Source organism: Acinetobacter sp. 25-47-130, assembly GCF_056779705.1.
Window position 1 is genome coordinate 195,555 of the sequence record NZ_JBWYII010000003.1, and the last position, 15,993, is coordinate 211,547.

Sequence of the window (15,993 nt, forward strand, 5' to 3'; positions counted from 1 at the left end):
CCATGAGCAATGTAAACAACATCGTCATCGTTGGTGCGGGTCAAGCAGGCGCAAGTGCGATCCTTGAGCTTCGTGCAAACAAATATGAAGGTAAAATCACATTAATTGGTGATGAAACGCATCTTCCTTATGAGCGTCCACCACTGTCTAAAGACGTGATTTTAAAACCTGAAGAAACCAAGATTGAAATTTTATCTGAAGAAAAATTAGCAGATCTTGGTGTGACAGCAATTCGCGGTAATGGTGTCGTGAAAATCAACGCTGAAGCCAAAACTGTCGAACTTCAAAATGGTGATGTTGTTGCTTATGACAAATTGCTGATTGCAACTGGCGGTGCAGCACGTCGTCTTCCAAACTTCGATGCACTTGGCAAACATGTTTACACGCTGCGTAATCTTGAAGATTCACAAGCCCTTGTACCAGTGTTACAAAAAGGTCAACGTATCATCCTGATTGGTGGTGGTGTAATCGGTCTTGAGCTTGCATCATCTGCACGTTTCAAAGAATGTGAAGTCACTGTCGTTGAAATGGGACCAATGGTGATGGGGCGTTCATCGCCACGCATCTTGAGTGAATTCTTGCTTGAACAGCAAAAATTGGCAGGTGTGGATGTTCGTCTTTCAACTTCAATTGCAGATTGCAAGCTTGATGGCGAAGAAATTGTGGTGACTTTAGCTGATGGCGAAGAACTTCGTGCGGATGCTGTGGTTTACGGTATCGGTATTGTGCCAAATGCACAGTTGGCAGTTGATGCTGGTCTTGACGTTGATCTCGCGATCAAAGTAAACGAAAATTGCCAAACCTCGAATGCTGATATTTATGCGGCAGGTGATGTGGCAACTCAACTTCGTGACTGTGGTAACCACCGTCGTGTTGAGACTTGGGAAAATGCCAATCTTCAAGCAGGTATCTTTGCACGCCATGTGATGGGTGTAGAACATCCTACTCCTAATCCAGCATGGTTCTGGACAGATCAGTTGGACATTAACTACCAATTCGTAGGTGATATGGCAGCAGCTGAGTGGTTAGTACGTGGTGAAATCAATCCTGAGCTACGTGCAGAATCTTCATTTGTATTGTTCGGTGTGACTGACGGTATTATTGTTGGTGGTATTACGGTAAATGCGGCTAAAGAAATGCGTCATCTTAAAAAATTGATTAGCAAACAAGCTGCATTTGAAGCAGATAAATATTTAGATCTTAGCCAAGACCTTCGTAAACTTGTGAAGTAAACTTGGTGAGATTGTGCAACAGACCTAGGGTAACTTAGGTCTGTTTTTTATGTGCCTAAGAAAATATTGATTTAATTTTGAGCAAATTATGAATTCTAGTTCCTCAAATATAATGGTCGTTGCGAGTATATATGCCTTATTGGTATTGATATGGGCTGCAACACCACTTGCCATTGTATGGAGTGTTGTAGAAATTCATCCAATGTGGGTGCTCATCATTCGATACTTTGGTGCATCTATAATTGCTTTGGCTTTGCTCAAAATGATGCGTGATCCACTCCCGTTTGATCATGTATCGCTGAAAAGTTATGTGGCTGGTAGCCTAAATTTAATAGGTGCGCAGTTATTTATCTACTTAGCAGCAAATTATTTAACGTCAGGCTTAATGGCACTGATCTTCGGATTTTCGCCATTAATTGCAGGTCTCATTGGACATCTCATCCTAAAAACACATAAGTTGTCTATTTTACAATGGAGTGGAATGGTCATTGCCGTATTGGGTCTCACATTTGTTTTTGCAGAATCTGCAGATGAGCGAGTCAATCCTTGGGGTGTAGTTTTGATGCTGATCAGTATGGTGTCGTATATCAGTTCGATTTTTTTGGTCAAACAAATTAATGCACCTTTAAGCCCTATGAGTCAGGCGACTGGTTCATTAATCGTTTCAGCTTTAGGATCACTCTTAATCATTCCATTCATTTGGCAACACATCCCAACCGTGCTACCAAGTACGCAAGCGATGGTGGGTTTTTTGTTCACAATGATCATGTCATCAATTGTTGCGATGCTGTGCTATTTTTGGTTAATCCGCCGCTTAGCAGCGTCGACAGTGTCTTTGAGTAATGTCATGACGCCAGTCATCGCCCTAGTTTTGGGGGCATCCTTAAATAATGAAATTATTCATAATGAAGCCTTGTGGGGGATTGTCGTTGTGATGATGGGGTTGCTGATGTATTTTAATCGAGAACTCTTGAAACTATTCTTAAAAAAATGAGTGAAAAAAAGTGGTTTTAATCACACACGTACAACTACATGAATATATAAGATTCATAATGTTACAAAACTATGCTTTAGCCCAAGCTCGAATTTAGGAATACTGAAAAAGTCAGTTCAAATCAGCAAAAAAAAATTGAACATTTTTTGCATAATTTGGACTGTTTTACTTTAGCTCAAGTTCAAACTTATCTAAAATAGAAGTGGTACAGTTTGAAATCTATACAAGTTATCAATTTGTCACATTAATATTTTAGAATCTGCTGGTGAAAACGATAGAAATCTATTTATTTTATTTCAAAATTCGTTATCATCGCGCCCTCTAGTTATAACTCTACACAATAGGCTAACTAGAACTCTATAAAGCACCGAGTCAAAGGACCGCAAGTCACCCGACTTATTTCTATTAACCCATATCAGAGATGGTAATTCGATATGAGCGTTTCTTCTGTAAATCCTGCACCTAATTCTACTAACGAATACTATTTGACTCGCCAAAGTCAGATGGAATCTAATGTTCGTAGCTATCCACGTAAATTGCCGTTAGCGATAGCAAAAGCTCAAGGTTGCTGGGTTACTGATGTTGAAGGTACAGAGTACCTCGATTGTTTAGCTGGGGCAGGAACATTGGCTTTGGGCCATAATCATCCTGCGGTCATTCAAAGTATTCAAGACACTTTAGCGAGTGGTCTTCCATTACATACTTTGGATTTAACGACACCTTTAAAAGATGCTTTTACTGAAGCTTTACTTGCTGAATTACCGGGTGGTAAAGAAGAGTACTGCCTACAGTTCTGTGGTCCATCTGGTGCAGATGGTACAGAAGCAGCAATTAAACTTGCAAAAACATATACTGGCCGTGGCACTGTGATCAGCTTCTCTGGTGGCTACCATGGTATGACTCACGGCTCATTAGCAATGACAGGTAATTTGTCTGCTAAAAACGCTGTTAATGGTTTAATGCCAGGCGTTCAATTCATGCCGTATCCACATGAATACCGTTGCCCACTAGGTTTAGGTGGTGAAGCGGGTGTTGACGCGCTTACTTATTTTTTTGAAAATTTCATCGAAGATGTTGAAAGCGGTGTGACTAAGCCTGCTGCAGTTATCCTTGAAGCGATTCAAGGTGAGGGCGGTGTGGTTACAGCACCTGTGAAATGGTTGAAAAAAATTCGTGAAGTGACTGAAAAGCACAACATCGTTTTAATTCTTGATGAAGTACAAGCTGGTTTCGCGCGTTCAGGAAAAATGTTTGCCTTTGAACATGCGGGTATCGAACCTGATGTTGTAGTGATGTCGAAAGCAGTAGGTGGAAGCTTACCACTTGCAGTACTTGGTATTAAGCGTAAGTTTGATGCTTGGCAGCCTGCAGGTCACACGGGTACTTTCCGTGGTAACCAATTGGCTATGGGTACTGGTCTTGCTACGATCAAAACGATTAAAGAACAAAATCTTGCGCAAAACGCACAAGAGCGCGGTGATTTCCTTCAAGCTGAATTGAAGAAATTAGCTGCAGAATTCCCATGTATCGGTAATGTACGTGGCCGCGGTTTAATGATCGGTATCGAAATCGTTGATGAGCGTAAACCTGCTGACCATATGGGTTCACTTCCTGCAGATGGTCAATTGGCTGCTGCAATCCAAGCAGCGTGTTTCAACAACAAATTGTTGTTAGAAAAGGGTGGACGTAACGGTACAGTGATTCGTCTACTTTGCCCATTAATTATTAACCAAGCTGAATGTGAAGAAGTAATTGTGCGCTTTAAGAAAGCAATTTCTGAAGCATTAGTTGCGGTACGAGGCGCTTAATTCATGGTAGATTTTGCAGAACACCGTAAAGCTTTGCTCTGTAATGATGCTGCATCCATTGCTGACTATACGTCAGCAATGGATCAGGCAACTCAAGCAGTAGCAGCTTGGTTACAAAATGACAAAATGTACACAGGCGGTAGCATTAAAGAGCTTCGCAGTGCAATTGCATTTAATCCTTCTAAAGAAGGATTGGGTGTGGAAAAGTCATTAGAGCGTATGGTTGAGCTATTCCTTAATAAGAGCTTAAAAGTACATCATCCTCATTCTTTGGCGCATTTGCATTGTCCTACTATGGTGACTAGCCAAATCGCAGAAGTACTCATTAACGCAACTAACCAATCGATGGACTCATGGGATCAAAGCCCTGCAGGTTCATTGATGGAAGTTCAGTTGATCGATTGGCTTCGTCAAAAAGTTGGTTATGGTGCAGGTCAAGCAGGTGTGTTCACCTCTGGCGGTACGCAGTCAAACTTGATGGGTGTATTGCTTGCACGTGATGCATGTATCGCGAAAAACTGGAAAGACGAAAACGGCAATCCGTGGTCTGTTCAGCGTGATGGCGTACCTGCGGAAGCGATGCGTAACGTTAAAGTCATTTGTTCTGAAAATGCTCACTTCTCTGTGCAAAAGAACATGGCGATGATGGGAATGGGCTTCCAATCTGTAGTGACTGTGCCTGTCGACGAAAATGCGCGTATGGACATGGATGCACTAGAGAAAACCATGGTACACCTTCAAAATGAAGGCAAAATTGTGGCATGTGTGGTTGCAACTGCAGGTACTACCGATGCGGGTGCAATTGATCCTTTAAAGAAAGTCCGTGAAATCACCAATAAGTACGGCGCGTGGATGCATATCGATGCAGCATGGGGCGGTGCTTTAATCCTATCTAATAATCACCGTGATTTGTTAGATGGTATCGAGCTTTCTGATTCAATCACACTTGATTTCCATAAGCATTACTTCCAAACGATTTCTTGTGGTGCATTCTTACTTAAAGATGAAGCGAACTATCGCTTTATGCATTATGAAGCGGAATACTTAAACTCTGCTTATGATGAAGAGCATGGCGTACCAAACCTTGTTTCTAAATCTCTACAAACTACACGTCGTTTTGATGCGTTGAAATTGTGGATGACGATTGAAGCACTCGGTGAAGAGCTTTACGGCTCTATGATTGACCACGGTGTGACTTTAACGCGTGATGTTGCAGATTATATTAAAGTAACAGACGGTTTAGAGTTATTGGTTGAGCCACAATTTGCATCAGTCTTGTTCCGTGTAATTCCTGAAGGTTACCCAACAGAATTACTCGATACATTGAACCAAAACGTTGCGGATGAATTGTTTGCACGTGGTGAAGCGAATATTGGTGTGACTAAAGTCGGTCAGGTTCAATCATTGAAAATGACAACTTTAAGTCCAGTAGCAACTTTAGACAATGTGAAGAACTTGCTTGCGCTTGTACTGGCTGAGTCTGATCGCATCAAAGCTTCAATTGCTGATGGTACATATACGCCACCAATCGATTAATAGATTGTTTTTGAAAAAAAGCGCTCAATTGAGCGCTTTTTTGATATTAAAAATTCATAACTTTGACATATTTTTAGATCATTATTGAAAAAATCTTTATGCAGAATTAGGGGGATAATTATTAAAGAATAAGTAGGTAATAAAAATATCAGTATTTAACCGTAATTATTATAAATCATTGAAATATAATTAAAAAACAAATAAGAAAGTTGGTGTAATAAAAATAATAAAATCGTAATAAAGCTGTAACCTTATTGTCATATTATCAAATCAAAATGCATGTATCGAAATAAGTACAATACTTCAATAAAAAGTAGCGTACTCCAAATTTGCATAAATTGAGAGATAACATGATGCGCTTTACAAATATTGCAATTGCATTAGCACTTTCTGGGGCAGCTGTAGCAACAACCGCAAATGCAGCACGTGACACAATTCAAATTGCGGGTTCTTCTACAGTATTGCCATATGCAAGTATTGTGGCTGAAGAATTCGGTAATAACTTCCCTCAATTTAAAACACCAGTAGTTGGTTCAGGCGGTTCGTCGGGTGGTTTAAAACAATTTTGTAATGGTGTTGGCGACAATACGATCGATATTGCTAACTCATCTCGTGCAATCAAATCGAGCGAATTGGCTGAATGTAAGAAAAATGGCGTTAACCAAGTATTAGAAATTAAAATCGGTTACGACGGTATCGTATTTGCTTCAAATGCTAACAAAGCAGCTTATAAATTACGTCCACAACATGTATTTGCAGCTTTGGCAGCTGAATTGCCTTCAAACGGTAAGATGGTAAAAAACCCATATACACGTTGGAATCAAATTGATAAATCATTACCAAATGAGCCAATCACGCTTGTAATCCCAGCTTCGAATCATGGTACACGTGAAGTCTTCCAGGAGAAAATGGTGGACGCTGGTTGTGAATCGTATGCTGCTATTAAAGCTTTAGATAAAGATGCCAAAAAGAAAGCTTGCACAACGTTCCGTAAAGATGGTCGTGTTGTGGAAATTGCGGGTGACTATACAGAAACACTTGCACGCTTAAAGACTTCTCCAAGTGCTGTTGGTGTGTTTGGTTTAGGTTTCTATGATCAAAACCGTGACCGTTTACGCGTTGCAACTGTGAACAATGTGGCACCGTCTGAAAACACGATTTTAAATGGTTCTTACCCTGTATCACGCCCATTATTCTTCTATGTAAAAGGTGAACACTTGAAATCAATCAAAGGTTTACCACAGTTTACTGAGTATTTCTTAAACAAGCGTGTTTCAGGTAAAGGTTCTAAGTTAGAAAAAGCGGGCTTAATTTCACTCTCTGACAAAGAACGCGCATCAATTTTGGCAAACTTTAAAGCAGGTAAAGCTGTTAAGTAATCAAACGACAAACTAATGGCAGGAATTATCCTGCCATTGGTTTTTTCATTGAAAAAAGTTTTTTCAAACCATGAAAATTGAAAAGACAGTGGAGAATACATGAATCTGCTACTTATAGGTGTGTTACTGGCGATCATCGCCATTGCCTATCAAATCGGATTACGCAAAAGCCGTAACTTAGCAGGTCAGGGAAATAACTCTGCCGCTTTGCATTCACGTCCTGGTTACTATGGGGCATTAGTTGCGTTGTGGTGTGGTATCCCTGCATTTTTAATTTTGATTGTTTGGAATTTAGTTGAGCCAACGATCTTGGAGCAGGTGGTGCTTAATCATTTGCCACAGGATATAAAAGCGAGTCTAGATCCAGCAAGCCTAAACGTAGTTGTTGACCGTGTTCAATCAATTGCGTCTGGATTTGGTGTCAGTGACACGGCAACGGCATATGAAGTTGCAGCTGCAGAGCAACTGAGTAAATTTTCAACTATTGGCTCTTTTGCAAAATTAGCAGTTGTTATTTGCGCTGCATTGGCAGGTTTGGTATGGGCTAAAAAAAGAATTAGCCAAGATTTTAGAGCGCGTAATCAAGTCGAGAAAGTCATCAATGTTGGCTTAGCTTTATGTTCTGGTGTCGCGATTCTTACAACACTAGGGATTGTAATGTCGATGTTTGGAGAAGCGATGCGCTTCTTCAGCTTTGTTAATCCTTTTGATTTCTTCTTTGGAACAGAGTGGAACCCGGGTTTCAGTACTTCGGGAAGTGCAGAAGGAAGCTATGGTTTACTTCCATTGTTGTGGGGTACGCTCATGGTCAGTGGGATCGCACTATTGGTTGCTGTACCAGTAGGTTTAATGATCGCGATTTATTTGGCTGAATATGCTTCTCCTCGCTTCCGTTCTTGGGCAAAACCGACCATTGAAGTTTTAGCTGGTATTCCAACGATCGTTTATGGTGTATTTGCACTCATGATTATTGGCCCATTTATTAAAACTGTAGGGGCAATGGTTGGTATTGATATCAACGCAACGAGTGCGCTCACTGCAGGTTTTGTCATGGGAATCATGATCATTCCTTTTGTGTCTTCTTTATCTGATGACATTATTACTCAAGTGCCTCGAGCATTACGTGATGGATCTTTAGGATTAGGGGCGACCAAATCTGAAACGATTCGTAAAGTGGTCATTCCAGCAGCGTTGCCTGGCATTATTGGTGCATTTTTATTGGCTGCTTCCCGTGCAATTGGCGAAACTATGATCGTAGTTCTAGCAGCTGGTAACAGTCCTCTTTTACACGCAAATCCATTAGAAGCTGTTTCGACCGTAACGATTACGATTGTTAATCAATTAACAGGTGATACTGACTTTGCAAGTCCGCAAGCATTAGTCGCTTTCGCACTAGGACTTACATTGTTTGTGATTACTTTAGGTTTGAACATTGTTGCACTTTACATCGTGCGTAAATACCGTGAGCAATACGACTAATGAGTACTTCTAATCCTAATACTCTCGAGACAGTTGATTCAGCAACAGCTGAGCAGCTTAGAGAAAAGCGTAAGAAGACTATTCAGAATTCTTTAGCTAAACGTCATCGTAAAGAAAAGACGTTCCGTTTCTTCGGTTTTTCAGCAGTGATTGCTGGCTTATTCTTCGTAGTATTGCTATTCGGTAGTATTTTAGCGAAAGGCTTGCCTGCTTTTTGGCAAAGTAGCATGAATTTGCCAATCTATTTCGATCCAAAAATTGTTGAAGTTGGTCCAAAGCCTGTACTGGCTGAAGGTGAGAATCCAGCTCAGTATGAAGAACGCTTTATTGAGTGGCAGACTGAAGTTGGCATGGTGGATTGGGATGCATTGATCATCAATGCCATGATCAAACAAGACCCTCAACTTGAAGCCCAACGTGATGATTTAAGCTATATCTATACGAGCTCTGAAGCATATCGTATCCGTGATATGGTGATGAATGATCCAAGCTTGGTTGGTAAAACAGTGGATGTAAAAGTCCTTGCTGATGCAAATATTGATGTGTGGCTTGCAGGTAATATTGATCGTTCTTTGCCAGATGAACAGCAACAACTTAGTCCTGAGATTCGTCAAATTGCCGATGAACTCAAGGCTAAAGGTGTTATCGAAAATTCATTTAACACGAATATTTTCACGAGTCCTGACTCTCGTAGTTCACCAGCGACATCTGGTTTAGCTGGTGCATTCATGGGCTCATTGTTCATGATGTTGATTGTAATCTTTATTTCGATTCCAATCGGTGTTGCATCCGCGATCTATCTTGAAGAGTTCGCACCAAAGAACTGGATTACAGATATTGTAGAAGTCAACATCAATAATTTGGCTGCTGTTCCATCGATTGTATTCGGTTTGCTTGGTGCTGCAATTTTTATTGGTTGGATGCATTTACCATTATCTGCCCCTTTGGTAGGTGGTCTTGTGTTAAGTTTAATGACGTTGCCAACGGTGATTATTACGACACGAGCTTCTTTAAAAGCCGTTCCACCTTCGATTCGCCAAGCTGCATTAGGATTGGGTGCATCAAGACTGCAAACAGTTTTTCATCACGTCCTGCCTTTGGCATTACCAGGTATTTTAACAGGTGCGATTATTGGTGTGGCTCAAGCATTGGGTGAGACTGCGCCGTTGTTGTTGATTGGTATGAGTGCTTTTGTAGCCAGTGTTCCAGCAAGCCCATTCGATCAATCTACAGCGCTGCCTGTACAGATTTTCTTGTGGCAGGGTAATGAACTTCGTAACTTCTTTGAAGGTCGTACTGCTGCAGCCATTATTGTTCTCCTTGCGATGATGATTAGCTTAAATAGTTTAGCGATCTGGTTACGTAAGAAATTTGAAGTCCGTTGGTAGTCGGAGCAAAATATGAATACAGTAACTTCGCAAGTAACTCAAAATTCCTTAAAAAAGGATCAATCAGTGAATTCAGATCAAACACAATTTACATCTCAAGATGCAAATCAAAAAACGTCGACTTCGTTTGTTTCACAATTTGACACGCAGAGCGAAAATAAAAAAGAAGCAAAATCGGATGTTGTAAAATTGAGCACAACTGATGTTCACGTTTATTATGGTGAATCTGAAGCGATTAAAGGCATTGATCTTAATATTTACCAAAATGAAGTGATTGCTTTTATTGGTCCATCTGGATGTGGTAAGTCAACATTCCTACGTACTTTAAATCGTATGAACGACACGATAGATAGTTGTCGGGTAACGGGTAAAGTCATGTTGGATAATCAAGATATCTATGATCCTAATCTCGACGTAGTATTACTGCGTGCGCAAGTGGGTATGGTGTTCCAAAAGCCAAACCCATTCCCAAAATCAATTTTTGAAAACGTTGCATACGGACCTAAACTCCATGGTTTAGCACGTGACAAATATGATTTAGAAGAGATCGTTGAAAATAGTTTACGTAAAGCGGGCTTGTGGGATGAAGTTAAGGATCGTTTGAATCAGCCTGGAACTGGTTTATCAGGCGGTCAACAGCAACGTCTATGTATTGCTCGAACTATTGCAGTTTCGCCAGAAGTGATTCTAATGGACGAACCTTGTTCAGCACTTGACCCAATTGCTACGGCTAAAGTTGAAGAGTTAATCGCTGAGCTTTCAACACAATATACTATTGCAATCGTTACGCACTCAATGCAACAAGCTGCACGTGTATCAGACCGTACTGCCTATTTCCATTTAGGTGATTTGATTGAAGTGAATTCGACAGAAAAAGTATTTACTCAACCTGATCATCAATTGACTGAGGCATATATTACGGGTCGATTTGGTTAATTAAAAATTTAGAAACATAAATAAAAAGAGTCTTCGGGCTCTTTTTTTATTACAAAAATCTGTGGATGTAATAAGGTTTTTCTCTAAAATGGAATTCTTAATAAACTGATATCCACATGACAATGAAAAAAATACTTTGTTTAACAGCATTAATGACCAGTATTTTTATGTTGAGTGCTTGCTCACATACACCAAATCAAAATCAACAAGTAACCACGCAAATCAATACTTCGAATTTGATCGAACAACGTCTCATGAGTCATCTTAGTGCCTTAGAAGATATTGCAGCAGCTCATGGCGGTAATCGCGCAGTTGGAACGGATGGTGGTAAGGCAACTGCCACCTATATTATTGAAGAGGCAAAAAAAGCTGGTTTGCACGCTCAGATGTTGCCGTTTGAAAATCGCAATAAGATTGTAGGTCAGAATATTATTATCGAAATCAAAGGTAAAAATCCTGATTTAGCTACGATAATCGGTGCACATTATGATTCTGTGACCACAGGGCCTGGGATCAATGATAATGGTACAGGTGTAGCCGTTCTATTAGAGCTATTACAACATTATTCAAAATCTGAAAATCATCCTCAAAATACAATTTACCTTGCATTTTGGGATTCTGAAGAAGATGGTATCGGAGGTTCGCAAGATTTTGTTGCTAAAATGACACCTGAACAGCTGAAGGGAATAAAGGCTTATATCAATGTTGATATGGTCGGTACAAAAAATCCGAATATTTTGGTTGCTGATGTAGATAAATCTTCATTAAAAGATTTAGAAGCCCAGTTTAAGTCTGCTGGATTATCTGAATCTGACTATAAACCAATGATTGATGGCTTAAAGTCTTTACCTAGTCATCCAGGAGATACTGCGCTTGAAGAACATTTAAAATCATTCTTTAAAGCAAAGAACTTAACGATCAAAGAAGACATCACCACTTTAACAGCAAGCGACACATCACCATTTCTAGGAAAAGTGCCGGTCACATCGATCATTTTATTTAATGAACAAGAACGTCCAGGTGCAAACGAGGGGGAGATAATTTTAGATTTTGCGCCATGTTATCACCAAGCTTGTGATACCAAGGATTTAGTTGATCCAAAATCTATGATTATGGCTCTAGAGGCGATTCAACATCTGTTAAAAGTCACCAACACTCAATAGTTGAGATGACTGAAGAATTATTTAGGCGTATCTCATTTGAATTGCATCATAGGGTGCAATTCAATTTTTTTTACTGAATAAAAAAGATTTATTCGTAAACTCGATCGAAAATATGTCTTAAAGCAGTTTTGCTATCTAGCTGAATTTTGCAATACACAGTAGAATATGCGCTCTCTTCAAGTCACATTGTGGCATGGTTCAAAAGACCATCCCGTGGAGCCAAAATCAGCATGTTTATCGTGGCCGGTGCACCAGCACACTCTTCTTTTAAGCAAACGCAACTATTAACTCGTTTACAGTCAATTAGTTCGGTTCAATCAATAGAAAGTCAATGGGTTTATTTATTCGACCAAGCGCTCAACGAGCAACAACAGCAATCCGCTTTACAGCTTCTAAATGATGGTGCGTCATTTGAATTACGCCAAGCAGCCACAGATGAGATTCAAATCTTAGTCACTCCACGCGTAGGCACAATTTCGCCGTGGTCTTCAAAAGCGACCGATATTTTCGCGAACTGCAACACACCGGTTCATCGTCTTGAACGCGGTGTTTTGTTTACTTTGAAGGGTGTAAAAGACGTTTCAAATGAAATTAAGCAAATTCTGCATGACCGAATGACAGAAAGTGTTTTCAATCAAATTGACGATGCTGCTGCTTTATTCACTGAAACTGAGCCAAAACCGCTGAACTCGATTGATATTTTAGGTCAAGGTAAAGAAGCGCTCGTAAAAGCAAACTCTGAATTTGGTTTTGCTTTATCGGATGAAGAAATTGATTACTTAACTGAAGCATTTATCAAGTTAGGTCGCAATCCGCATGACATTGAACTCATGATGTTTGCACAAGCGAACTCTGAGCATTGTCGTCATAAAATCTTTGGTTCAGAATGGACAATTGATGGAGAAGTCCAACCATTGTCATTGTTCCAAATGATTAAAAATACCTATAAAGAATCACCTACAGATGTATTGTCAGCATATAAAGACAATGCTTCAGTGATTGTTGGTTTTGATACGCAACGTTTTTATCCAAAAAAAGATGAAAATGGTCATTATGTTTATAAATACAAGAGCCAAGCTGCCCACATCTTAATGAAAGTGGAAACCCACAACCATCCTACAGCGATTGCACCATTTGCAGGTGCGGCAACAGGTTCGGGCGGTGAAATCCGTGATGAAGGTGCAACAGGTCGTGGTGGTAAGCCAAAAGCAGGCTTAACAGGTTTCACTACATCTAACTTGAATATTCCAGGCTTTGAACAGCCATGGGAAGAAAACTACGGTAAACCATCTCGTATGGCATCTCCACTTCAAATTATGATTGAAGGTCCATTGGGTGGTGCTGCATTTAACAACGAATTTGGTCGTCCTGCGTTAAATGGTTACTTCCGTACATTTGAGCAAAATGTAAATGGTGATGTAAAAGGTTTCCATAAGCCAATTATGATTGCTGGTGGTTACGGTAACATCCGTCCTGACCACGTTGAAAAAGATGCGATCCAACCGGGCGATTTATTGATCGTGCTTGGTGGTCCTGCAATGCTCATCGGTCTTGGTGGTGGCGCTGCTTCTTCTGTAGATAGCGGTACAATGGGCGAAAGCTTAGACTTTGCTTCTGTACAACGTGAAAACCCAGAAATGGAACGCCGTTGCCAAGAAGTCATTGATACTTGCTGGCGTATGGAAGACCACAACCCAATCGTGTCTGTACATGACGTAGGTGCTGGTGGTATTTCAAATGCGATGCCTGAACTGGTAAATGACCACGAATTAGGTGCAAAACTTGATCTTCGTAAAGTACCATCATTGGAGCCAGGTATGGCGCCAATGGAAATTTGGTCAAATGAAGCGCAAGAGCGTTATGTATTGGCGATCCGTCCATCTTCATTAGAATTATTTGAATCAATCTGTGCGCGTGAACGTTGTCCGTTTGCCGTATTAGGTGAAGCGACTGAAGCGCGTCATTTAACGGTTGAAGATCCATTGTTTGGTAACAACCCAGTTGATGTACCAATGCAAGTGATCTTAGGTGGTACGCCACGTATGAGCCGCGCGTATGACTGTATCGAACGTCACGGTGATGACTTTGATGCTGCACAAGTGACTGATCTTAAAGATGCGATTTACCGTGTGATTAAGAACCCAACAGTTGCGTCTAAATCATTCTTAATTACCATTGGTGACCGTTCAATTACAGGTATGGTTGCACGTGACCAAATGGTTGGTCCATGGCAAGTGCCTGTAGCAGATGCTGCGGTAACAACAACAAGTTTAGTGGGCTACACAGGCGAAGCAATGGCAATGGGTGAACGTCCACCTGTAGCATTGTTAAATCCTGCGGCATCTGCACGTTTAGCAGTGGCTGAGTCAATCACCAACATCATGTCTGCAAAAATCGAGAAAATCAGCGACATTAAATTGTCTGCGAATTGGATGGCTGCAGCAGGTCAAGTAGGCGAAGACCAAGCATTATTTGAAGGTGTAAAAGCCATCGGTATGGAAATGTGTCCTGCGCTTGGCATCGCAATTCCTGTAGGTAAAGATTCTTTATCGATGCGTACGACTTGGAATGACGAAGGTGAAGATAAGTCTGTAACTTCTCCAATGTCAGGTGTGATCACAGCATTTGCACCAGTGACTGATGTGCGTAAGACATTAACACCAGAATTGAAAAACTTAGATTCAGTACTTGTACGTATTGATTTGTCTAAAGGTCAATTCCGTCTTGGTGGTTCGATCCTTGCGCAAGTGTATAAAGCAATTGGTTCGGTTACACCAGATGTAGATAGCTTCGATGACTTCAAAGCATTCTTTGCATTGGTGCAAGATTGGAACAACCGTGGCTTAATTAAAGCTTACCATGATATCGGTGATGGTGGTTTAATCGCAACTGTTGCAGAGATGATGTTCGCTTCACGTTTGGGTGTGGCTTTAGAAGATCAATCTGTAGCAAGCTTATTTGCTGAAGAAATTGGTGCAGTATTACAAATTGCTAAAGCTGATTGGGATGCACTACAGACTGAAGTTTCAGCATCAAGCTTAAAAGATGCGATCAGTGTCGTTGGTACAGTGAATACTACTGATACGCTAACGATCAATGGTTTAACGCTAGATCGTGTTGAACTGCAACAAGCGTGGACTGAAGTGTCACATCAGATTCAACGTTTACGTGACAACGTGGAAACTGCAGATCAAGAATATAGTCTAATTGCGAATAAAGATCATAAAGGTCTTATTGCAAAAGCGACATTCGATTTGAATGAAGAAATTGAAGCACCGTATATCAATACACGTCGTCCGAATATGGCAATCTTGCGTGAGCAGGGTGTAAATGGTCATGTGGAGATGGCAGCTGCATTCGACAAAGTTGGTTTCAATACGATTGATGTCCATATGAGTGACCTACTCGCTGGTCGTGTAAGCCTTGATGAATTTGAAGGTTTAGTGGCATGTGGTGGTTTCTCTTACGGTGACGTTTTAGGCGCTGGTGGTGGTTGGGCGAAATCAGTATTGTTCAATCCTAAACTTCGTGATCAATTTGAGAAATTCTTTAACCGTCAAGAAACGTTCTCACTCGGGATCTGTAACGGTTGCCAAATGTTGTCTCAATTGGCTCCACTCATTCCAGGTGCTGAAAACTGGCCACGTTTCCATCGTAACGTATCAGAAATGTTTGAAGCGCGAGCTGTAAACGTTCGTGTTGAAAAATCTAAATCTGTACTTTTAGAAGGTATGGAAGGTTCGATTTTACCAATCGCTGTGGCGCATGGTGAAGGTCGCGTTGTTGCAGCGGACAGCTCTATTGCTGCATTGAATGCGGGTAATCAAGTGACTTTACGTTATGTTGATAGCCAAGGTAATCCAACTCAACATTACCCATTGAACCCGAACGGCTCACCTGAAGCAATTACAGGTGTGACTTCAACTGATGGTCGTGCAACGATTATGATGCCTCATCCAGAGCGTAACTTCCGTGCGATTCAGCACTCTTGGAAACCTGAAGATTGGGATCAAGATGGTGCATGGTTACGTATGTTCCGTAATGCACGTAAATTTATTGGTTAATGCTAGATTAAATG

10 protein-coding genes are annotated in these 15,993 nt (G+C 40.7%); all 10 read left to right on the plus strand.

The features are described from left to right. Positions 1–2: 2 nt before the first annotated feature. The 10 genes from hcaD (at position 3) to purL (ending at position 15,979) form a co-directional block, all read left to right on the plus strand. On the plus strand, positions 3–1,232 hold the full coding sequence (gene hcaD / locus AC1M83_RS06620) for a 3-phenylpropionate/cinnamic acid dioxygenase ferredoxin--NAD(+) reductase subunit (protein WP_180028839.1): 1,230 nt from the start codon (positions 3–5) through the stop codon (positions 1,230–1,232). Positions 1,233–1,320: 88 nt separating this feature from the next. Continuing rightward, a complete protein-coding gene (locus AC1M83_RS06625; protein ID WP_180028840.1) occupies positions 1,321–2,226 on the plus strand; it encodes a DMT family transporter in 906 nt (301 codons plus the stop codon). 434 nt (positions 2,227–2,660) lie between these two features. After that, entirely contained in the window at positions 2,661–4,034 is a 1,374-nt protein-coding gene (locus AC1M83_RS06630; RefSeq protein WP_035267118.1) for a diaminobutyrate--2-oxoglutarate transaminase, read from the plus strand. Between the two features lie 3 nt (positions 4,035–4,037). Next, a complete protein-coding gene (locus AC1M83_RS06635) occupies positions 4,038–5,570 on the plus strand; it encodes a pyridoxal phosphate-dependent decarboxylase family protein (protein WP_481590287.1) in 1,533 nt (510 codons plus the stop codon). A gap of 353 nt (positions 5,571–5,923) precedes the next feature. Further along, complete coding sequence (locus tag AC1M83_RS06640) at positions 5,924–6,949, plus strand: substrate-binding domain-containing protein (protein ID WP_179997953.1); 1,026 nt, start codon at positions 5,924–5,926, stop codon at positions 6,947–6,949. A 99-nt stretch (positions 6,950–7,048) separates the two neighbouring features. Beyond that, on the plus strand, positions 7,049–8,428 hold the full coding sequence (pstC, locus tag AC1M83_RS06645) for a phosphate ABC transporter permease subunit PstC (protein ID WP_481590288.1): 1,380 nt from the start codon (positions 7,049–7,051) through the stop codon (positions 8,426–8,428). Beyond that, positions 8,428–9,816 carry a phosphate ABC transporter permease PstA gene (pstA, locus tag AC1M83_RS06650; RefSeq protein WP_092767090.1) on the plus strand — a complete coding sequence of 463 codons (1,389 nt, stop codon included), beginning with the start codon at positions 8,428–8,430 and terminating at the stop codon, positions 9,814–9,816. Before pstC ends, pstA begins: the two co-directional genes overlap by 1 nt. Before the next feature lie 12 nt (positions 9,817–9,828). Beyond that, positions 9,829–10,752, plus strand: coding sequence for a phosphate ABC transporter ATP-binding protein PstB (gene pstB / locus AC1M83_RS06655; protein WP_035267112.1), 924 nt, complete (start codon positions 9,829–9,831; stop codon positions 10,750–10,752). Positions 10,753–10,868: 116 nt separating this feature from the next. Further along, the gene (locus AC1M83_RS06660) at positions 10,869–11,915 is read left to right on the plus strand and encodes a M20/M25/M40 family metallo-hydrolase (protein WP_481590289.1); all 1,047 of its coding nucleotides are present in this window, start codon (positions 10,869–10,871) and stop codon (positions 11,913–11,915) included. Between the two features lie 230 nt (positions 11,916–12,145). After that, positions 12,146–15,979, plus strand: coding sequence for a phosphoribosylformylglycinamidine synthase (gene purL, locus AC1M83_RS06665; protein WP_180028459.1), 3,834 nt, complete (start codon positions 12,146–12,148; stop codon positions 15,977–15,979). The last annotated feature ends 14 nt before the right edge of the window (positions 15,980–15,993 follow it).